This is a genomic window from Limimaricola litoreus (assembly GCF_024159025.1).
Classification (GTDB): domain Bacteria; phylum Pseudomonadota; class Alphaproteobacteria; order Rhodobacterales; family Rhodobacteraceae; genus Limimaricola; species Limimaricola litoreus.
In genome coordinates this window covers 1-18,992 of sequence record NZ_JAMYXC010000093.1, presented here as the reverse complement: position 1 = coordinate 18,992, position 18,992 = coordinate 1, and the positions used below count along the sequence as shown (strand labels likewise).

Here is an 18,992-nt window from a genome sequence, read left to right as displayed (position 1 = left end):
TTGGCCAGATCGACGCCCGAGCCATCCGACTTCACACGCACCTTCACGTTGTAGTCGATCACCCGCTTCACGGGGACTAGGATCTTCATCTCTCTCTCCTGTCTCAGAAGAACGCCTGAAGGCCGGTCTGGGCGCGGCCCAGGATCAGCGCATGAACGTCATGCGTGCCTTCATAGGTGTTCACGGTTTCCAGGTTGATCATGTGGCGCATCACCGGGAATTCGTCGGAGATGCCATTGCCGCCATGCATGTCGCGGGCGTGGCGCGCGATTTCGAGCGCCTTGCCGCAGTTGTTGCGCTTCATAAGGGAGACCAGCTCGGGCGAGGCGCGGCCCTCGTCCATCAACCGGCCCAGCTGCAGGCTGCCCTGCAGGCCGAGCGCGATCTCGGTCTGCATGTCGGCAAGCTTCTTCTGGAACAGCTGCGTCTGCGCCAGAGGCTTGTTGAACTGCTTGCGATCGAGCCCGTATTGGCGTGCGGCGAACCAGCAGGCTTCGGCTGCGCCCATGGCCCCCCAAGAGATGCCGTAGCGCGCGCGGTTGAGGCAGCCGAAGGGACCCTTGAGGCCCTGCACGTTCGGCAAGAGCGCATCCTCGCCGACCTCGACGTTCTCCATCACGATCTCGCCGGTGGTCGAGGCGCGCAAGGACAGCTTGCCGCCGATCTTGGGCGCCGACAGCCCCTCCATGCCCTTTTCGAGGATGAAGCCGCGGATCTTGCCGTCATGCGCCTCGGACTTGGCCCAGACCACGAAGACATCCGCGAAGGGCGCGTTCGAGATCCACATCTTCGAGCCCGAAAGCCGGTAGCCGGTCTCGGTCTTCTTGGCCACGGTCTTCATGCCGGCGGGGTCGGAGCCCGCGTCGGGCTCGGTCAGGCCGAAGCAGCCGATCAGCTCGCCCGAGCACAGGCCGGGCAGGTACTTGCGGCGTTGCTCGTCCGAGCCATAGGCGTCGATCGGGTAGATCACGAGGCTCGACTGCACCGACATCATCGAGCGGTAGCCCGAATCGACGCGCTCGACCTCGCGGGCGATGAGGCCATAGGTGACGTAGCTCGCACCGAGCCCGCCGAGCTCCTCCTCGACCGTGACGCCCAGAAGCCCGGCCTCGCCCATCTCGCGGAAGATCGACGGATCGGCGGTCTCCTCGCGGTAGGCCTGCGTGACCCGCGGGGCGAGCTTGTCTTGGGCGAAGGCGCGGGCCGCGTCGCGCAGCATCCGCTCATCCTCGTCGAGCTGGGTCTCGATCAGGAACGGGTCGCTCCAGTCGAATTGGGAAAGTTCGGGGCCGTGGCCCTGCATGTCCTTGGGCATCTCAATTCTCCTCCGCATCGAGTGCCGCCAGGCGATCCGCGAAGGTGCCGAGCAGCTTGTGTTTCAGGATCTTGCCGGTCGCCGCGGCGGGCAGCCGGTCCACGATCAGGATCTTCGATGGCCGCTTGTAACTCGAAAGTCGCTCCGAGACATGGGCTTTCAGCGCCGCAGGCTCCGGCGCGGGCTCGGCGCATTGCACGAAGGCCAGCACCTCTTCGTTGCCGCCCCGCGCGCGGCCGATCACCGCGGCCTGCACCACCATCGGATGGTCGTTCAGCGCCGCCTCCACCTCGGGCGGATAGACGTTGAAGCCCGAGCGGATGATCAGCTCCTTGCAGCGGCCCACGACATGCAGGCGGCCTGCCTCGTCGATCCGGCCCAGATCGCCGGTCTTGAGCCAGCCATCTTCGCCCAGCACCTGCGCGGTGGCCTCCGGGTTGCGGTAATAGCCCTTCATCACATGCGGGCCGCGGGTGTGGATCTCGCCCACGCCTTCGGCGTCGCGGTGCTCGGGGTCGATGCGGATCTCGATGCCGGGCAGCGCCGGGCCGACCGAGATGTCCGGATCGCCGATCGCGTTCTTCGTGCCGCAGACCCCCGCCGTGCTTTCGGTCATGCCGTAGCCGTTCTGCAGCGGCAGGCCGTAGAAGGCCTCGGCCTTGCGCTTCCAGGCCGGGTCGAGCGGCGCGGCCCCCGAGGAGACGTAGCGCAGCTTCGCGCCCTCGAGCCGCTCGAGGCCCAGGGAGGCGGTGTGCTTCATCAAGAGCGCGTGCATCTGCGGCACCGCCGGCAGCACGGTCGCGCCGTCCTTCAGCGCGGCGAGCAGCCGGTCGGGGGCGAAGCGGGTCTCGAGCTGCACGCAGGCGCCGCAGGAGGCGCCCGCCATCAGCATCGAGGCCAGCCCGAAGACATGGGTCAGCGGCAGCGCGCCATAGATCCGGTCATCGGCCACCATGCCGCGCATTTCGGCGCTGAGCGCGCCCGCGAAGAGCAGGTTGGCATGGGTGAGCATGACCCCCTTGGGGTCGCCCGTGGTGCCGGTGGTGTAGAGGATCACCGCGACCTGTCCGGGCCCCTCCTCCACCGGGTCGGGCGCGCCGCCGGGGCCTTGGGCCATGGCGATGCGGGCGGTCGCGGTGTCGATCTCCTGCGCGCCCGCCGCCTCGGCATGGGCGCGCGCCTCGGGCGAGACGTGGCAGGTGTAGAGGATCGCGCGCGGGCTCGCGTGGGCGGTGATGCGCTCCAGCTCGGGGCCGGTCATCCGCGCGTTGACCGGTACGGCGATGGCGTCGAGAGTCGAGGCGGCGAAGATCGCCAGCGCCGTCGCGGCGCAGTTCTCGGCCACGATCAGGACGCGGTCGCCACCCACGACGCCGCGCTCGCGCATGAGCCCGGCCATCTCTTCGATGGCGGCGTGGTAGTCGGCGTGGCTCAGCACCTGCCCGTCGCTGTCGATCAGGCCGGGGGCCCCGCCATGCGAGGCCGCCCGCCGGGCGATCAGCTCGTGGACGCGCCGCGCCGTCTCGTCTCTCGTCGCGTTCGTCATAGCGCGATCTCCTCCCTCATCCGCGCGGGCGCCGGGCGCAGCCGCGCCAGCGCCGCCAGCGCTTCTTCCTCGAGCCCATCGACGATCCGCGCCAGCGGCGCGATCTCATCCGTGAGCCCCAAAGCCTGCCCGGCCGACAACATGCCGCGCGACACGTCGCCCGTCTCATAGGCGCGCCGCCCGATCTTGCCCGAGACATGCGGCAAAAGCGCCTCGATCCCGATCTCGGGATTCTCGGCCTCCATCCGCGCCACGGTCTGCGATGTTTCGTTCTTCAACGTGCGGATGGTGTTTCGCACGCTCGACATGCTGAGCATCGTGTCGGTCTCGCGCGCCCCAGACAGCGCGCGCTTGTAATCGGAATGGGCGGTGATCTCCTCGGCCACGAGAAACCGCGTGCCGATGACGACGCCCGCGGCCCCGCCCGCCAGCGCCGCGGTGATCTGCCCGCCATGGCCGACACCGCCGCCGATCAGGAAGGGGATCTTGAGCCGCCGCTCGGCCAGCGCGAGATTGACGAAGGAGCCGACGAGATCGAGGCCCGGATGGCCGCCACATTCCGCGCCGACGATCGACACCATGTCGACGCCGACCGACTGCGCCTTTTCGGCGAAGCGCACGCTCGGCACCTTGTGCAGCACGGTGATGCCCGCCTCCTTGAGCATCGGCAGCCAAGGCTCGGGGTTGCGCCCCGAGGTCTCGACGAAACGCACGCCCTCATCGGCGATGAGCGCGAAGATCTCGGCGGTGCGCTCGCCCGGCACCAGCTTGGGCAGCATGGAGACATTGACCCCGAAGGCCCCGCCATCGGCCATCTCGCGCGTCTTGCGGATCTCGGCGCGGAGCGCCTCGGGTTCGGGAAAGCTCGCCGCCGTGAGAAAGCCCACGATGCCGGCGCGGGCGCAGGCCGAGACATAGGCCGCGTCCGACAGCCACATCAGCCCGCCCGCGACGATGGGCAGCCGTGTGCCGTAAGCACGGGTGACGGCGGTGTCGAAGGCCGGATCGGTCATGTCTCGCTCCTGAGCTTCGCGAAATCGGGGGCGCGCTTTTCGAGAAAGGCCGAGATGCCCTCGGCCGCCTCGGGCAGGCCCTGGGCGCGGGCCATGGCGTCGCGCTCGGCATCGAGCTGGGCGAAGAGATCGCCCGCAGCGGCGCTGTTCATCAGCCCCTTGATCGTGCCTTGGGTGACCGAGGCGCCCTGCCCCAGCCGATCGGCCAGCGCCATGGCCGCGTCGAAGCTCTGCCCCTCGGGCGCAAGCTCGGACAGCGCGCCGAGCGCATGCAGCCGCTCGGCCGCGACCGGCTCGCCCAGAAGCAGCATCCGCGCGGCCATGGCGCGCGGCAGCAACCCGGCGAGGAAATGCGTGAGCCCCGCATCGGGCACCAGCCCGGCCTTCACATAGGCGGCGGTGAAGCGCGCGCCCTCGGCGGCGACGGTGAAATCGCAGGCCAGCGCCAGCGACAGCCCGGCCCCCGCGGCACCGCCCTCGACGGCGGCGATGACCGGCTTGGGGCAGCCGGTGATCGTGCGGACAAGGTCGTGCAGCCGCTCAATGTTGCCACGGCGCTGCTCCTCGGTCTGCGCCGCGCGGGTCGCCAGAACGCCCAGATCGCCGCCCGCGCAGAAAAAGCCGCCCTCGGAGGCGAGGATCACCGCCACGATGCGCGGGGCATAGGCCGCCGTCACCAGCGCCTCGTGCAGTGCCGCGTAATATTCGGGCGTCAGCGCCGCCCGCCGCGCGGCGTTGAGGTTCCACACCACCAGCCGATCGCCGAGATCCTCGATCCGCGCCATGCTCATGGCCTGTCCTCCCGCGGGGTCTGCGACACCGGCTTGAACACCCCCGTCGCCGTGGCGACGAGCCGGTCGCCCGGCCCGTGCAGCTCGCCCTTGATGAACAGAAGCTTGCGCCCGCCGCCGGTGATCCGCCCCACCGCCATCAGCGCCTCGCCCTCGCGGGCGGGGGCAAGATACTGCGTGTTGAGCGAGATGGTCAGGAAGGGATAGCGCCCCTCCGGATCGCGCGACAGGCTGCCGGTGGCGCCCATCGCATTGTCGAGGATCGTCGCGACGATGCCGCCGTGCAGCATGCCGTGGCGGTTGGTGTGGTCCGCCGTCACGGTGAGGTGGCAGCGCGCACGCCCGTCACCCCGGCCCACGTCGAGCACGTAGCCCAGGAGCTTCTGCGCCCCGGTCTCACCCTCGATGATCCCCGCTCCGGCCATCTCAGGCGGCCCGAAGCCGGACGAAGCGGCCCAGATGCCAGGTCGCATCGCCGAAGCGCTGGTCGAGCATCGACAGGCGGCGCGCGAAGCGGCCCAGCTCGTATTCCTCGGTCATGCCGATGCCGCCATGCATCTGGATCGCCTCCTCGGCCACGAGGCGCGCGACCTTGCCCACGAGATGCTTGGTCGCGGAGACGTGGATCTCGCGCGTGTCGCGGTCGGCCTCCAGATGGCCGCACAGGTTGATCACCGCCGAGCGCGCCTGCTCGATCTCGATCAGCATGTCGGCGGCGCGGTGCTGCAGCGCCTGGAACTTGCCGATCGGCTGGCCGAACTGCTTGCGCGTCTTGAGATAGTCGCCCGTCAGCGCCCGCGCCGTCTCCATCGCGCCAAGCGCATCGGCGCAGAGCGCCGCGGTGGCGCGGGCCTGCGCGGTCTCGATCGCGTCATATGCCGCGCCATCTTCGCCCAAGAGCGCATCGGCGGGCAGCGTGGCCCCGTCGAACACCATCTCGGCGGCATGGCCGCCCTGGCTCAGCGGGTAGTCGCGGATCTCGACGCCGTCGGTGCCCTTGGGCATGAGAAAGAGGCTGATCCCCTCGCGCTCGCCCGGCGCGCCGGAAGTGCGGACGGAGACGACGACGTGATCGGCCTGCGCGCCGTTGACCACGACCGATTTGCGCCCCGTGAGGCTCCAGCCCTCGCCCGAACGCTCGGCGCGGGTCTCGATGCGGTCGATGTCGTAGCGGCTCGACGGCTCATTATGGGCGAAGGCCAGCTGCACGCCGCCCTCGACCGCCTGCTCGACCAGCGCCTGCTGCGATTCCGAGCCCAGCGCGGCGATGATACCGCCCGCGAGCAGCACTTCGAGCATCGGGTCAGGCGCGCCCGCGCGGCCCAGTTCCTCGAACACGGTCATCAGATCGAAGCCGAGACCGCCGAAGCCGCCCTGCTCTTCGGTGAACAGCGCGCCCGCGACGCCCATCTCCGAAAGCCCGGCCCAGACCTCGGGGGAGAACCCCGTGCTCTCGGCAGCCTTCAGCGCCTCGGGGGTGACGGCATCGCCGAGATAGCGACGCAGCCCGTCCTGCAGCATCTGCCGCTCTTCGGTCAGTTGGAAGTTCATGTCCCGCTCTCCCTCAGAGTTCCAGGATCGCCTTGGCGATGATCGTCTTCTGCACCTCGTTCGATCCGCCGTAGATCGAGAGCTTGCGGTTGTTCAGGTAATGCGGCGTCGCGGCCATCGCATAGTCCGGCCCGACCGGGCCTTCGTTGGTGCCCGCCTCCAGCGTCTCGGAGACGAAGGGCATGGCATAGGGGCCGACGGCCACCTTGGTCAGCGCGTTGATCTCCTGGCGGATCACCGTGCCCTTGACCTTGAGCATCGAGCTTTCGGCGCCCGGCGCCTGCCCCGCGGCGGCGGCCGAGACGACCCGCAGGTTCGTCGTCGCCATCGCCATCAGCGCGATCTCGACCTCTGCGATCTGCGCGGCGAACAGCGGGTCCTCGATCAGCGGGCGGCCGCCCGACTGCTCCAGCTTCGCGATCCGCTTGAGGTTCGCGAGACCGGCATTGGCAAAGCCCACCCCGGCGATGTTGGTGCGCTCATGCGTGAGAAGATACTTGGCATAGGTCCAGCCCTTGTTCTCCTCGCCGACGAGGTTCGAGGCGGGCACGCGGACATTGTCGAAGAAGACCTCGTTGACCTCCGGCTCGCCGTCGATGAGCACGATCGGGCGCACGGTGATGCCCGGATCGTCCATGTCGATCAGCAGGAAGGAAATCCCCTCCTGCGGCTTGCCCTCCTTGGAGGTGCGCACGAGGCAGAAGATCATGTTGGCGTATTGCCCCAGCGTGGTCCAGGTCTTCTGCCCGTTCACCACGTAATGGTCGCCGTCGCGCTCGGCCGTCGTCTTAACCGAAGCGAGGTCGGATCCGGCCCCTGGCTCGGAATAGCCCTGGCACCACCAGTCGGAGCCGTCGAGGATGCGCGGCAGCCAGTATTGCTGCTGCTCTTTCGAGCCGAACTTCTGCAGCACCGGCCCGAGCATGGCGAGGCCGAAGGGCACGATGCGCGGAGCGGAAGCGGCGGTGGTCTCCTCCTCGAAGATGTGCCGCTCGACCGCGTTCCAGCCCGCGCCGCCGTGTTCCTTGGGCCAGTTCCCCGCGAGCCAGCCCTTTTCGTTGAGGATGGCGTGCCATTCCTCGTAGTCCTCTTTGGTCAGCCTCTGGCCGAGACGTACCTTGTCCGACAGGCGCTGCGGCAGCTTCTCTTGCAGAAAGCCGCGCACTTCGGCGCGAAAGGCCTTCTGCTCTTCGGTGAAGTTCAGGTCCATCCCGGCACCCTTTCTCAGTAGATCTCGAACAGGCCGGCAGCACCCTGCCCGCCGCCGATGCACATGGTGACGACGCCGAGCTTGGCGCCGCGGCGGCGGCCTTCGACCATCAGATGCCCGGTCATCCGCGCGCCGGTCATGCCGAAGGGATGGCCGATCGAGATCGAGCCGCCCGAGACGTTGAGCTTGTCGTTGTCGATGCCAAGCGTGTCGCGGCAGTAGAGCGCCTGGCTCGCGAAGGCCTCGTTCAGCTCCCACAGGTCGATGTCGTCGACGGTGAGGCCCTGACGCTCCAGCAGGCGCGGCACAGCAAAGACCGGGCCGATGCCCATCTCGTCGGGCTCGCAGCCCGCGACGGCAAAGCCGCGGAAGGCGCCGAGGATGTCGAGGCCGAGGCGCTCGGCCTCCTTGCGATCCATCATGACAAGCGCGGCGGCGCCGTCGGAAAGCTGGCTGGCGTTGCCGGCGGTGATGAAGTTGCCCTCGCCGCGCACCGGGTTGAGCTTCTGCAGCCCTTCGAGATTGGTCGAGGGGCGGTTGCACTCGTCCATCGAGATCGTCTCGGTGACGTGGGAGACCTCGCCGGTCTCCTTGTCCTTGACGGCCTTGGTCACCTCCATCGGCGCGATCTCGGCGTCGTAGCGCCCGGCCTTCTGCGCCTCGGCGGTGCGCTGCTGGCTTTGCAGCGCCAACTCGTCCTGCGCCTCGCGGGAGATGCCGTAGCGCTTGGCCACCGTGTCGGCGGTCTCGATCATCGCCTGGTACAGCTCAGGCTTGTGCTCCTCGATCCACGCGTTGCGCGAGTGGCGCACCGGCGGCTGCACCATCGAGATGCTCTCGACGCCGCCGACGAGGATCGCCTTGGCGCCTTCCTGGCTGATCATGTGCCCGCCCATGGCGATCGCCTGCAGGCCCGAGGCGCAGAAGCGGTTCACCGTGGTCGCGGCGATGGAGACGGGCATGCCCGCACGGATCACCGCCTGGCGGGCGATGTTGCCCCCCGTCACATATTCCGGGTAGCCGCAGCCGAAGATCGCGTCTTCGATCAGCGCGGGATCGATGCCGGCGCGCTCGACCGCGTGGCGGGCGGCGTGGCCGGCCATGTCGGCGCCATGGGTGATGTTGAACGCGCCCCGTGCGGCCTTGCCGATGGGGGTGCGGGCGGTGGATACGATGACGGCGTCGGTCATGTCGTCTCTCCCTCTCAGCCGTTCAGGCTGGCGAATGTGGAACCTTGGTCGGCGAGGCGGTCGAGCAGCGGCGCGACCTTCCAGAAATGGTCGTCCTCGGCGGCGTATTGCTTGATGCGGTCGCGGATGGTCGCGACCCCCTGCGCGTCGGCGTAGTGCATCGGGCCGCCGCGATGGCGCGGGAAGCCGTAGCCGTAGAGCAGCGTCACATCGACATCGAGCGGGCGTTGGGCGATGCCCTCCTCGACCACGCGGGCGCTTTCGTTGACCATGGCAGCCATGTAGCGCTCGACGATCTCGGCGTCGGTGAAGTCGCGGGGCGTGACGCCCTGCTTTTCGCGCTCGGCAGCGATGATCTCCTCGACCTCCGGGTCGGGGCGTCCGCGCGGGCTTTCCTCGTCGTAGATGTAGTAGCCGCGCTGCGTCTTCTGGCCCAGCCGCCCCATCTCGTAGAGCGTGTCGGCCCAGCCGGGATAGCGGTCGCGCTCGTGGCGCTGGTCGGCTTTCCGCTGCCGCGTCATGTAGCCGATGTCGAGCCCCGCGAGATCGCCCACCTGGTAGGGGCCCATCGGGAAGCCGAAATCGCGCAGCGCGCGGTCGATCTGGTAGGGGCTCGCGCCGTCGAGGATCATGTGATCGGCCGCCGCGCGGTAATGCGACAGTATGCGGTTGCCGATGAAGCCGTCGCAGACGCCGGCGCGGACCGAGACCTTGCCCAGCGTCTTGCCGAGCGCGAAGGCCGTAGCGGTGACCTCGGGCGCGGTCTTGTCGGCGACCACCACCTCCAGAAGCTTCATCACATGGGCGGGCGAGAAGAAATGCAGCCCGATCACGTCCTCGGGGCGGTTCGTCGCCCGCGCGATCTCGTCGATGTCGAGATAAGAGGTGTTGGTCGCCAGCACCGCGCCGGGTTTGGCGACCCGGTCGAGCTCCGCGAAGACCTCCTTCTTGACATCCATGCTTTCGAACACCGCCTCGATGATCACGTCAGCCTGTCCCAGCGCATCGTAGCCGGTGACGCAGGCGAGCGCGTCCGACAGGATCGCGTCGCGCTTGGTCTCTTTCAGCTTACCGCGCTTCACGGCGGCCGCGAGGTTCTTCTCGATGGTGGCGCGGGCACGGCTGGCCGCCTCCTCGTCGCGCTCGACCAGCGTGACATTCAGCCCGCGCAAGAGCGCTGCGGTGGCGATGCCCGCCCCCATGGTGCCGCCGCCGATCACGCCGATGGAAGAGACGTCGCGCGGGCTGACGCCCTCGATCTCGGGCAGCTTGGCGACCTTGCGTTCGATGAAGAAGGCATGGATCAGCCCCGCGCGCTGCGGTGTCTCCATCATCTTCATGAACTGACGGCGTTCCTCGGCGAGCCCCTCGTCGAAGGACATCCTGGTCGAGGCCTCGATCGCGTCGAGCGCGGCCAGAGGGGCCACCTCGCCGCGCAGTTTTTTCTTGAGCGCCGAGCGGCGGGCATCGAACATCGCCGCGTCATGCTCGGGCGCGGCCATGTCGCGCACCGGGCGCGGGGCAGCACCCTGACTCAGCAGCTCCTCGGCATAGGCCAGGCCGGCATCGAGCGCCGCGCCCTCGCCCAAGCGGTCCACGAGGCCCATCTCGACGGCCTTCTGGGCCAGAACCGGCGTGCCGGTGGTCGCCATCTCGTTCGCGGCCTCAGCCCCGACGAGGCGCGGCGTGCGCTGGGTGCCGCCCGCGCCGGGGATCACGCCGAGCTTGGTCTCGGGCAGGCCGAGCTGCGCGCCCGGAACGGCCACGCGGTAATGCGCGCCGAGCGCGATCTCCAGCCCGCCGCCCAGGGCCGCGCCGTGGATCGCGGCGACCACGGGCTTGGTGCAGGCCTCGATCCGGTTGACCACGTCGGGCAGCGACGGCTCCTGCGGCGGCTTGCCGAATTCGGAGATGTCGGCGCCGCCGATGAAGAGCCGCCCGGCGCCATGGATCACCGCGATCTCGGCGGCATCCGCCTCGAAGCGCTCGATCGCTTCCACCAGCCCGGCCCGCACGTCGCGCCCCAGCGCGTTCACCGGCGCATGATCCACCGTGATGACCGCGATCCGGCCCCGGCTTTCGAAATGCACTGTTCCTGCCATGTGGTCCTCCCTCTCCGGCATCAACCTAACAATCGATGCCATCTATTTCAACATGCAAATCTTAATTCCACCATGCGGAAATAAGACTGTGGTCATATGTCGTGGCGTGACAGGAACGGCCCCTGCCCCATGATCCGCTCCAGCTCGCGCACCCCGGCCTGCAGGCGCGGCCCGACCTCGGTCTGCATCCGCTCCATGCTCAGATCCTTGGGCATGGCGCCGCAGGTGAAGATCACCGGCTCGCTCAGGTCGCGCGACTGGAACGGCACCGAGACGGCATGGATGTTCGAGGCGAAGTAGGAGGCCGGATCGGCGATCACGAAGCCCTCGGTCACCAGCTGCGTATAAGCCACGCGGCGGGCTTCGCGGGCGTTTTCATCGTCGAGGCCGCGGTGCCCCTGCGCATCGGCCACCGCCTCGCAAAACCCCTCCTCGGACAGCGCCGCGAGCATCGCATGGCCCGAGCTCGACCCCTTGAAGGGCAGCCTGTGACCCACCTCCAGCCAGATCGAGGAGACCTCCTGCGGCCGCCATGTCTTGGTGATCAGCACCCGCCCCCGGTCGCGCACCGACAAGAGCGCCAGCGTGCCGGTCTCGTCCGCGACCCGCTGCATGATCGGCCCCGACAGCTCCACGAAGGAGATCGAGGCGCTGGCCACGTTGCCCAGGGCCAGCAGCGCGGGCCCCGGACGGTAGCGGTCGTGGCGGCGGGCATGGGTCAGGTAGCCCAAGGACTGCAGCGTGAAGGTCAGCCGCGAGACGGTCGATTTCGGCAGGCCGGTGCGCTCGGAGATCTCGGCGTTGCCCAGCCCGTCATCCGAGGGGCGAAAGGCCCGCAGCACCGAGAGCCCACGCGCCAGGGTGGTGGCGAAACGGCGGTCCTGGCTCTCGTCGGTCATCTTCATCTCGGTCTCACATCGAATAGGGGATCAACAGCGACAGCGCCGGGACCGCCATGATGAGGATCAGCACCAGAACGTCCAGAGCGAGGAAGCGCGCGATGCCCGCGAAGATGCGGTCGATCGGCACTTCGCGCCCGACGACGCCGGCGATGACGAAGACGTTGAGACCGACGGGCGGTGTGATCAGGCCGATTTCCAGCAGCTTGATGACGACGACGCCGAACCAGATCAGGTCGAAGCCGTAGGTCTCGATCAGCGGGATCATCAGCGGCAGGGTCAGCACCATGATGCCGATCGGATCGAGAAACATACCGAGCGCGAGATAGATCAGCGCGATGGCCAGCATCAGCACCACCGGCGACAGCTCGGCCGCGGTCACCGCCTCGACGATGTCGGGGGCGACGCCGGTGAGCGCGATGAAGGCCACGAAAATCTTGGCCCCCGCCGCGATCAGGAAAATGGAGGTGGTCTGGATCGCCGTTTCACGCAAGGACTCCCAGATGCCGCGCAGCGTCAGCTTGCGCTGTGCAAGGCCGATCAGGATCGCCGCCGACACGCAGACCGCCGCCGCCTCGGTCGCGGTGAAGATGCCGCCATAGATGCCGCCGACGATGATGACGAACAAGAGCACCGCGGGCCAGCTCTCAATCGCCGCGCGGCCGCGGTCGGCCATGGTGATGGTGCCGGTGAAGGCGGGCGCCGCGTCCGGGTCGCGCTTGACCCAGATGAAGATCACCAGAAGGAAGCCCAAGAGCGAGACGAGGCCCGGCAGGATGCCCGCGAGAAACAGCTGGCTGATCGAGGTTTCGGTGAAGATGCCGTAGATGATGAACAGCACCGAAGGCGGAATGAGCGAGCCCAGCGTGCCGCCTGCGGCGACCGAAGCCGTGGCGAGGCGCTTGTCATAGCCGACCGAGAGCATTTCGGGCGTGCAGATCCGGCCCATGGTCGAGGCGCAGGCGATCGACGATCCGGTGATCGCCGAGAACCCGCCGCAGCCGACGACCGAGGCCATGGCGACGCCGCCGGGCACCTTGGCCAGCCAGACGCGCGCGGCGTGGTAGATCTTGGTGGTGATGTCGGCGCGGTAGGCGATGTGGCCCAGCGCGACGAAGAGCGGGATCATCGACAGATCGTAGCTGTGGATGAGATCGAAGCTATTGGAGAAGACCAGCGAAGAGGTCGGGCGGATCGCCCGCTCGGGCATGAACGTCCCGGTGCGGAAGGCAAAGATGACGAAGGTGCCGATGGTGGCGATCCCCGCCAGCGCGAAGGCGATCGGCACGCGCAGCGCCAGCAGGAACAGGACCGCGCCGAAGGCCACGAGACCGATGAGAGTGCCGTCCATGGTCTCAGACCTCTTCGTGTGGGGAGTGCTTGGAGGGATCGACGAGCACCCGTCCGCCGGCGCGGATGGTGCGGATGTCGCTCCAGACCTGGATCGCGAGGCGCAGCCAGCAGAAGCTCACCCCGAACAGGAAGATCACGCGCCCTGGCCATTTCGGCAAGGACAGCTGGCCGAAGAAGTAGCTCCCCGATTCAATCGTGTGCACCGCCTCGTTCCAGCCCGCCCAGATCAGCGGCGCGAGGGCGAAGAGGCCGGCCAGAGAGCCCAGCACAACCAGCCGGTCCTGCGTGGCCGGCGAAAGCCGCTCGGAGATCACCTCGACCACGATGTTGGCGCGCGCGGCGGCGGTGGCGGCGAGCGGCAGCACGATGGCCGCGACCATCAGCTCGCCCACCATGTTGATCGTGTCGGGGATGCCCGAGTTCAGCGTCGCGCGCAGAACCACGCTGGTGGTGATCAGAAGCCCAAGCCCGATGATCGCCAGCGCGGCGAGATTGAGCAGGAAACTCTCGATACGGGTCAGCATCAACACTCCCCTCCCGGCCGGAGGCCGCGCCCCCGTCGTTCATTCCTAGATGTCGTCGATATGCGAGGGGGGACGGCGCGGGTAAGTCGCGCCGTCCCGCCCCCCGTGGCGCGGTTCTTCAGCCGCGCTCCCAGGGGTAGCCCTCGTCGTCGCGGATGCCCTGATACTTCTCGATCAGGCCGCGGTACTCGTCGAGCAGGGCCGTGCCGTCGAGGCCGGCGGCATCGGCTTGCGCCTTCCACTCTTCGAGGTAGGTGTTGCCCTTTTCCACGAGCTTGGCGCGCTCTTCCTCGGGCAGCTCGATGATCTCGACGCCCGCCTCGCGCATCTTCTCGACGGCGGCGTCGTTGTCGGCGCTCACGAGGCGGCCGAACTCGTCCGACAGCCCCTTGCCCGCTTCCATCAGCGCCTGCTGCTGGTCCTCGGGGAGCGCGTCGTAGGTGTCCTTGTTCATGAAGATGCCCATCGCGCCGACCTGGCCCCAGTTGAGCATGGTGTAGCTGTCCATGACCTCTTGCTGGTTGAGCGCGCCCACGGCGTAGGAATAGCCTTGGCTGCAGTCGAGCAGGCCGGAGTCGAGGCCTTGGTAGGCGTCGTAGATCGACATGTTGACGAGGTTCGCGCCGAAATCGGCAAAGGTCTTGCCATAGGCGCCGACGCCGCGGACCTTGAGGCCCTCGATGTCCTCGACCGTGCGGATCGCCGTGCCCTTGCAGCCGATGTGCACCGCCGAGGTAGTGTAGGTCCCCAGATAGACGAGGTTCTGGTCGGCGAGGTTGGCCTTGATGGCGTCCGAGCTGCGCATCAGCTCGTCGGTGGCCTTCATGCCTACCCAGGGGTCGGGGTTCTGCACCGGCAGGTCGGCGATGCCGTAGGCCAGCATCTCCTGCGGGAAGTAGACGCCGATGATGGTGCCGGCGTCGGCCACCCCGTCGGCCACGGCCTGTGCTGCGGCATTGGCCTTGAACAGCGCGCCGCCCCACTGGACGTCGAAGCTGAGCTCGCCGTCGGTGCGGGTCTTCACGTCATCGACGAACCAGTTGAGCGCCTCGGCGCGGGCGCCGCGGTTGGGGCCGGCCTCGCCGAAGAACAGCGTGGTTTCGGCATGGGCGATGGAGCCGAGCGTGGCACCGGCGAGAATCGTCGAGGCGAGAGCCGCCTTCAGAAATCGCGTCATTTCAGTCTCCTCCCTGAAGTTTCGCATAGCGGAATTGTATTCTACCAGCTGAAACCTACGGCAGCGCCCCTCGTCTTGGCAACCCGTCGCGTACGCCGCGCTGCGGCATCCTCATGGATCAGTCGAGCAGATCGAGGCTATCAACCCGCGGCGCACCCTCGCCCAGATGCAGAAAGGCCAATGTTATCGGGAGCTTGAACCGCCTCGGCCCGGCGGCGCCGGGGTTGAGATAGAGCACATTGCCCTGCCGCTCGATCAGGGGTTTGTGCGAATGCCCGCTGATCACCACGTCGATCCCGCGCGCGATGGGGTCGAAATCGAGCGTCTTGCGGTCGTGGCGCATGTGGATCCTCGCGCCCTCCAGCACGATGTCGACCGTCTCGGGGAATCGCGCGGCCCAGGGCGCGCGGTCGACATTGCCCCGGATTGCCGTGACCGGGGCGATCCGCTCCAGCTCGGGCACGATCTCCTCGCGCCCGATGTCGCCGCCGTGCAGGATGTGATCCACCCCCGCCAGGGCACGAAGCGTTTCCGGTCGCAAAAGCCCGTGCGTGTCGGAGATGACGCCGACGCGCATCAGGCCACGGCCCGGCGCAGCTCGGGCGCCACCCGCGTGCCCAGAAGCTCGATCGCCTTCATCAGCTGCGCGTGATCATAGACCCCGATCGCCATCTGGATGAGCATCCGGTCAAAGCCGAACAGCTCGTGCGTCTTCAGGATCTTGTCGACCATCTCGGCCGGGCTGCCGACGAACTGCGCGCCATTTGGCCCGCGCGCCGCGTCGAACTGCGCCCGGCTGGTCGGGCCCCAGCCACGCTCGCGGCCGATCCGGTTCATCACCTCGGCCTGCGCCGGATAGATGATGTCGGCGGCCTGCTGGCTCGTCTCGGCGACGAAGCCATGCACGTTGAGCGAGGTCTTCAGCGCCTTCGCGTCATGCCCCATCTGCGCGGCGCTCTTGCGGTAGAGATCGAACAGCGGCGCGAAGCGCGCGGGCTCCCCGCCGATGATGGCAAGCGCCATCGGCAGGCCCAGCGCCCCGGCCCGCGCCACCGATTGCGGCGAGCCGCCGACCGCGCGCCAGATCGGCAGACGCTCCTGAACGGGTCGCGGATAGACGCCGCGCCCAGGGATCTCATGCGTATGGGTGCTGCCCGGCCAGCGGATCACCTCGCCCTCGTTCAGCGCCATCAAAAGCTGGAGCTTTTCCTCGAACAGGTCCTCGTAATCGTCGAGATCAAAGCCGAAGAGCGGAAAGCTTTCGATGAAGGAGCCGCGCCCGGCGATGATCTCGGCCCGGCCACCCGTCAGGTTGTCGAGCGTGGCGAACTGCTGGAACACGCGGATCGGATCGTCCGAGGACAGCACCGTCACCGCGCTGGAGAGCTTGATGCGGCTGGTGCGCCCCGCCGCCGCCGCCAGCGCCACGGCGGGGGCCGAGACGGCGTAATCGGGGCGGTGATGCTCGCCCAGTCCGAAGACGTCGAGCCCGACCTCGTCGGCCAGCGCGATCTCCTCGATAAGCTGGCGCAGCCGCAAGGCGGGATCGACAGCCGCGCCGGTGACCGGGTCGGTGCCCACGTCGCCGAACGTATAAAGCCCCAGTTCCATGATCGTCTTCTCCAAGCTGTGTTGCCTTGCAGCTAGCGGTGCGCCGGCGCCCGTCCAATCACCGTCATCGCGCAGGTCATGTGCGCCAGCCGCGTCTGTCGGAACCTCGTTGCACCATCCCCGCGTTTCGACCACATCTGGGCCAAACACCGGGGATGCGCGGCGCTTGTTCACCTATGACACCTTCCTCCTGACCCTGCTCGGCGTCGGACTCGCGCTTCTCGCGACGGTGATGCTGCTGCAGCAGCGGCGCACACCGCAATCGGCCGCGGCTTGGATCCTCGCGATCATCCTGCTGCCATGGGTTGCGATCCCGCTGTTCTTCGCGCTCGGCTTTCGCAAGCAGAACGACCGCCACCCGACGATCCGCTTCTCCACGCCCCCCGGCGACGGCCCCGCCGATCCCGCGCTCGGTCCGGCAGAGGCGTTTCGCGCCTACGGCGTTCCGGCGGCGACGCATGGCAATGCCATCGAGCTGCACCGCGATGCGCGCCACGCGCGCAGGGCGATGCGCGAAATGGTCGAGAGCGCGCGCCACGAGCTCGACATCACCTTCTACCTCATCCACGACGACGCGGTGGGCCGCGATTTCGTCGATCTGCTGACCGCGCGCGTCAAGGACGGCGTGCAGGTGCGGCTGATCATCGACCGGCTGGGCGGCTTCTGGTGCCCACGCGCCGCCCTGGCGCGGTTCGAGGCGGCGGGCGGCGCGCTGCGCTGGCACCAGCCCTTCCTCAACTGGCCGCTCAAGGGCCACATGAACCTGCGCAACCACCGCAAGATGATCATCGCCGACCGCGCCCGCGCCTGGACCGGCGGGCGCAACGTCGGCTGCGAATACATGGGCTTTCCGGCGCATATGCGCCACGAGAAGGGCAACCCCGAGCTGTGGCGCGACCTGTCGTTCACGCTGCAGGGTCCCTCGGTCGAGGTGCTGTGGGACCTGTTCCGCGCCGATTGGGGCGTGGCCGAGGGGGAGACGGAACCGCTGCCCGAGCTGCACGTCGAGGCGCGCCCGGGCAAGGCCACCGTGCAGGTGATCCCCTCGGGGCCGGACACCCATCTCGATCCGCTGCACGACGTGCTGGTCCAGATGATCCACGCCGCCACGCGCCGGGTCTGGATCGCCACGCCCTACTACCTGCCGACCGAGCCCCTGAACGCGGCGCTGTGCACCGCGGCGCGGCGCGGGGTCGATGTCCGGGTGATGGTCCCTGCCCGCTCGAACCAGCGCATCGCCGATTTCGCGCGCGGCGCCTATCTGCGCGCGCTCGACGAAGCGGGTGGACGGGTGCTGCAGCTGCCGCGCCAGATGAACCATGCCAAGATGGGCGTGATCGACGACGCCGCCTGGGCCGGATCGGCCAATTTCGACGTGCGCTCCATGCTGCTCAATTTCGAGGTGGCGGTCTTCGTCTATGATGCGCCCTCCGTGGCGCTCCTGGCCGACTGGTTCGCCGCCGAGACCGCGCTGTGCCGCGAGGGCGTGCGCCGCCCCGGGCTGGGCCGCCGCCTGGCCGAGGGGGTGTTCCGCCTTGGCGCGCCGATGCTGTGAGCCAGATCCCCTGAGCCCGATCCCGTGAGGACGACATGACAGATCCCCATCTTCGCCCCGGACGGCTGCGGCTGGTGAGCTACAACATCCGCAAGGCGCTCGGCACCGACCGGCGCCGCAATCCGGGGCGGATCTGCAACGTGATCGCCGCGATGGAGCCCGACATCGTCGTGCTGCAGGAGGCGGACCTGCGGCTCGGCGCACGGCCCACGGCGCTGCCGCTGACCGAGCTTGCGCATCTCGAAGGCTTGCAGGTCGTCGATTTCGGCCAATCGGCCAAGAGCCTCGGTTGGCATGGCAACGCGATGCTGGTGCGCGAGGGGATCGGCGTCGGCGCGCTGCACAGGATGGTGCTTCCGGGCTTCGAGCCGCGCGGCGCGATCTTCGCCGATCTCGACACCCCGGCCGGGCCGCTGCGGGTGGGCGGGCTGCACCTGGGGCTTATGCGCGGCTCGCGCCGGCTACAGCTGAGCCATATCGTCGACGAGCTCGATCGCCTGCCGCCCCGCCCTACGGTGATGGGCGGCGATCTCAACGAATGGTCCGAACGGGTCGGTCTCGGGCGGCTGGCAAAGCGTTTCGAGATCCACGCGCCGGGGCGCAGCTATCACGCGCGCCGCCCCGTCGCTGCGCTCGACCGGATCGCCACAGGGCCGGGCCTTGTGGTCGCGCAGAGCGGCGTCTGGCACGAGCAGCCCGCCCCGGCGGCGAGCGATCACCTGCCGATCTGGGCCGATCTGCACCACGACTGACGCCTCAGACGATCAGCTCGTCGATCGGGCGACGCGCGCGGGCCTCCGGCTGCGCACCGATCGCGCCGAGCCGGATCACCTGCATCAGCCGCCGGTCAGGGCCGATCCCGACGCGCTGCGAGATTTCGGCGCGGGCCTCGGGGTCGGCGGTCAGCACCCCCATGGGCCAGGCCGCCAGCCCGAGCTTCGAGGCTTCCAGCAGCAGCCGCAGATAGGGACGCCCCGCCGCGACAGGGCTGTCGCTCGCCGGGCGGTGGAACAGCGCCACCGCGGCGCTGCTGCGGGTCTGCGCGGATTCGCCGGCCAGCCGCTCGATCAGCCCCAGCATCTCGGCCGGGCGCCACAACGGTCCCAGCACTAGTCGCGCCTCGGCCGCCGCGCGCGGGCTCAGGCCGAGCATGGC

General features: G+C 68.6%; 17 protein-coding genes and 2 pseudogenes. 2 read left to right on the top strand and 17 right to left on the bottom strand.

Annotated elements, in window-relative coordinates; genetic code table 11:
- The 16 genes and pseudogenes from NHG85_RS06605 to NHG85_RS06530 form a co-directional block, all read right to left on the bottom strand.
- A pseudogene (locus NHG85_RS06605) lies at nt 1-89 on the bottom strand (electron transfer flavoprotein subunit beta/FixA family protein); the annotation flags it as partial.
- Between the two features lie 14 nt (nt 90-103).
- Nucleotides 104-1,315 carry an acyl-CoA dehydrogenase gene (locus tag NHG85_RS06600; RefSeq protein WP_253330934.1) on the bottom strand — a complete coding sequence of 404 codons (1,212 nt, stop codon included), beginning with the start codon at nt 1,313-1,315 and terminating at the stop codon, nt 104-106.
- 1 nt (nt 1,316) lies between these two features.
- Nucleotides 1,317-2,861: a class I adenylate-forming enzyme family protein gene (locus tag NHG85_RS06595; protein ID WP_253330932.1), complete on the bottom strand. Its 1,545-nt coding sequence runs from the start codon at nt 2,859-2,861 to the stop codon at nt 1,317-1,319.
- Nucleotides 2,858-3,874: an NAD(P)H-dependent flavin oxidoreductase gene (locus tag NHG85_RS06590; RefSeq protein WP_253330930.1), complete on the bottom strand. Its 1,017-nt coding sequence runs from the start codon at nt 3,872-3,874 to the stop codon at nt 2,858-2,860. The genes NHG85_RS06595 and NHG85_RS06590 overlap by 4 nt, the downstream gene beginning before the upstream one ends.
- Complete coding sequence (locus NHG85_RS06585) at nt 3,871-4,665, bottom strand: oxepin-CoA hydrolase, alternative type (RefSeq protein ID WP_253330928.1); 795 nt, start codon at nt 4,663-4,665, stop codon at nt 3,871-3,873. The genes NHG85_RS06590 and NHG85_RS06585 overlap by 4 nt, the downstream gene beginning before the upstream one ends.
- Nucleotides 4,662-5,090 (bottom strand): PaaI family thioesterase, encoded by a 429-nt coding sequence (locus NHG85_RS06580; RefSeq protein WP_253330927.1) that lies wholly within the window; start codon nt 5,088-5,090, stop codon nt 4,662-4,664. Before NHG85_RS06580 ends, NHG85_RS06585 begins: the two co-directional genes overlap by 4 nt.
- Nucleotide 5,091: 1 nt before the next feature.
- Entirely contained in the window at nt 5,092-6,216 is a 1,125-nt protein-coding gene (locus NHG85_RS06575) for an acyl-CoA dehydrogenase family protein (protein ID WP_253330925.1), read from the bottom strand.
- Nucleotides 6,217-6,229: 13 nt separating this feature from the next.
- A complete protein-coding gene (locus NHG85_RS06570) occupies nt 6,230-7,426 on the bottom strand; it encodes an acyl-CoA dehydrogenase family protein (RefSeq protein ID WP_253330923.1) in 1,197 nt (398 codons plus the stop codon).
- A 14-nt stretch (nt 7,427-7,440) separates the two neighbouring features.
- Nucleotides 7,441-8,616: an acetyl-CoA C-acyltransferase gene (locus tag NHG85_RS06565; RefSeq protein WP_253330920.1), complete on the bottom strand. Its 1,176-nt coding sequence runs from the start codon at nt 8,614-8,616 to the stop codon at nt 7,441-7,443.
- A gap of 14 nt (nt 8,617-8,630) precedes the next feature.
- Nucleotides 8,631-10,718 carry a 3-hydroxyacyl-CoA dehydrogenase NAD-binding domain-containing protein gene (locus NHG85_RS06560; protein WP_253330918.1) on the bottom strand — a complete coding sequence of 696 codons (2,088 nt, stop codon included), beginning with the start codon at nt 10,716-10,718 and terminating at the stop codon, nt 8,631-8,633.
- A gap of 92 nt (nt 10,719-10,810) precedes the next feature.
- Nucleotides 10,811-11,617: an IclR family transcriptional regulator gene (locus tag NHG85_RS06555; RefSeq protein ID WP_370362984.1), complete on the bottom strand. Its 807-nt coding sequence runs from the start codon at nt 11,615-11,617 to the stop codon at nt 10,811-10,813.
- A gap of 13 nt (nt 11,618-11,630) precedes the next feature.
- The gene (locus tag NHG85_RS06550; RefSeq protein WP_253330914.1) at nt 11,631-12,968 is read right to left on the bottom strand and encodes a TRAP transporter large permease; all 1,338 of its coding nucleotides are present in this window, start codon (nt 12,966-12,968) and stop codon (nt 11,631-11,633) included.
- Between the two features lie 4 nt (nt 12,969-12,972).
- Entirely contained in the window at nt 12,973-13,494 is a 522-nt protein-coding gene (locus tag NHG85_RS06545; protein ID WP_253330912.1) for a TRAP transporter small permease, read from the bottom strand.
- A gap of 118 nt (nt 13,495-13,612) precedes the next feature.
- Entirely contained in the window at nt 13,613-14,671 is a 1,059-nt protein-coding gene (locus tag NHG85_RS06540) for a C4-dicarboxylate TRAP transporter substrate-binding protein (protein WP_253330911.1), read from the bottom strand.
- Between the two features lie 118 nt (nt 14,672-14,789).
- Complete coding sequence (locus NHG85_RS06535) at nt 14,790-15,248, bottom strand: metallophosphoesterase family protein (protein ID WP_253330910.1); 459 nt, start codon at nt 15,246-15,248, stop codon at nt 14,790-14,792.
- Nucleotides 15,248-16,282, bottom strand: coding sequence for an LLM class flavin-dependent oxidoreductase (locus tag NHG85_RS06530; RefSeq protein ID WP_253330935.1), 1,035 nt, complete (start codon nt 16,280-16,282; stop codon nt 15,248-15,250). The genes NHG85_RS06535 and NHG85_RS06530 overlap by 1 nt, the downstream gene beginning before the upstream one ends.
- 166 nt (nt 16,283-16,448) lie before the next feature.
- Between NHG85_RS06530 and NHG85_RS06525 the strand changes: the two genes are divergently transcribed.
- Together NHG85_RS06525 and NHG85_RS06520 are read left to right on the top strand one after the other, a co-directional pair.
- Nucleotides 16,449-17,837, top strand: a complete 1,389-nt coding sequence (locus NHG85_RS06525) for a phospholipase D-like domain-containing protein (protein WP_253330909.1) — start codon at nt 16,449-16,451, stop codon at nt 17,835-17,837.
- A gap of 35 nt (nt 17,838-17,872) precedes the next feature.
- Nucleotides 17,873-18,589 (top strand): endonuclease/exonuclease/phosphatase family protein, encoded by a 717-nt coding sequence (locus NHG85_RS06520; protein ID WP_253330908.1) that lies wholly within the window; start codon nt 17,873-17,875, stop codon nt 18,587-18,589.
- Nucleotides 18,590-18,593: 4 nt separating this feature from the next.
- Here NHG85_RS06520 and NHG85_RS06515 read toward each other — a convergent pair.
- A pseudogene (locus NHG85_RS06515) lies at nt 18,594-18,992 on the bottom strand (hypothetical protein); the annotation flags it as partial.

Excerpts from the sequence above, each read along its gene's own strand:
- NHG85_RS06545 (WP_253330912.1), bottom strand. The coding sequence starts at position 13,494 with ATGCTGACCCGTATCGAGAGTTTCCTGCTCAATCTCGCCGCGCTGGCG.
- NHG85_RS06585 (WP_253330928.1), bottom strand. The coding sequence starts at position 4,665 with ATGAGCATGGCGCGGATCGAGGATCTCGGCGATCGGCTGGTGGTGTGG.
- NHG85_RS06595 (WP_253330932.1), bottom strand. The coding sequence starts at position 2,861 with ATGACGAACGCGACGAGAGACGAGACGGCGCGGCGCGTCCACGAGCTG.
- NHG85_RS06555 (WP_370362984.1), bottom strand. The coding sequence starts at position 11,617 with ATGACCGACGAGAGCCAGGACCGCCGTTTCGCCACCACCCTGGCGCGT.
- NHG85_RS06540 (WP_253330911.1), bottom strand. The coding sequence starts at position 14,671 with ATGACGCGATTTCTGAAGGCGGCTCTCGCCTCGACGATTCTCGCCGGT.
- NHG85_RS06550 (WP_253330914.1), bottom strand. The coding sequence starts at position 12,968 with ATGGACGGCACTCTCATCGGTCTCGTGGCCTTCGGCGCGGTCCTGTTC.
- NHG85_RS06600 (WP_253330934.1), bottom strand. The coding sequence starts at position 1,315 with ATGCCCAAGGACATGCAGGGCCACGGCCCCGAACTTTCCCAATTCGAC.
- NHG85_RS06560 (WP_253330918.1), bottom strand. The coding sequence starts at position 10,718 with ATGGCAGGAACAGTGCATTTCGAAAGCCGGGGCCGGATCGCGGTCATC.
- NHG85_RS06520 (WP_253330908.1), top strand. The coding sequence starts at position 17,873 with ATGACAGATCCCCATCTTCGCCCCGGACGGCTGCGGCTGGTGAGCTAC.
- NHG85_RS06565 (WP_253330920.1), bottom strand. The coding sequence starts at position 8,616 with ATGACCGACGCCGTCATCGTATCCACCGCCCGCACCCCCATCGGCAAG.
- NHG85_RS06590 (WP_253330930.1), bottom strand. The coding sequence starts at position 3,874 with ATGACCGATCCGGCCTTCGACACCGCCGTCACCCGTGCTTACGGCACA.
- NHG85_RS06535 (WP_253330910.1), bottom strand. The coding sequence starts at position 15,248 with ATGCGCGTCGGCGTCATCTCCGACACGCACGGGCTTTTGCGACCGGAA.
- NHG85_RS06575 (WP_253330925.1), bottom strand. The coding sequence starts at position 6,216 with ATGAACTTCCAACTGACCGAAGAGCGGCAGATGCTGCAGGACGGGCTG.
- NHG85_RS06570 (WP_253330923.1), bottom strand. The coding sequence starts at position 7,426 with ATGGACCTGAACTTCACCGAAGAGCAGAAGGCCTTTCGCGCCGAAGTG.
- NHG85_RS06580 (WP_253330927.1), bottom strand. The coding sequence starts at position 5,090 with ATGGCCGGAGCGGGGATCATCGAGGGTGAGACCGGGGCGCAGAAGCTC.
- NHG85_RS06530 (WP_253330935.1), bottom strand. The coding sequence starts at position 16,282 with ATGGAACTGGGGCTTTATACGTTCGGCGACGTGGGCACCGACCCGGTC.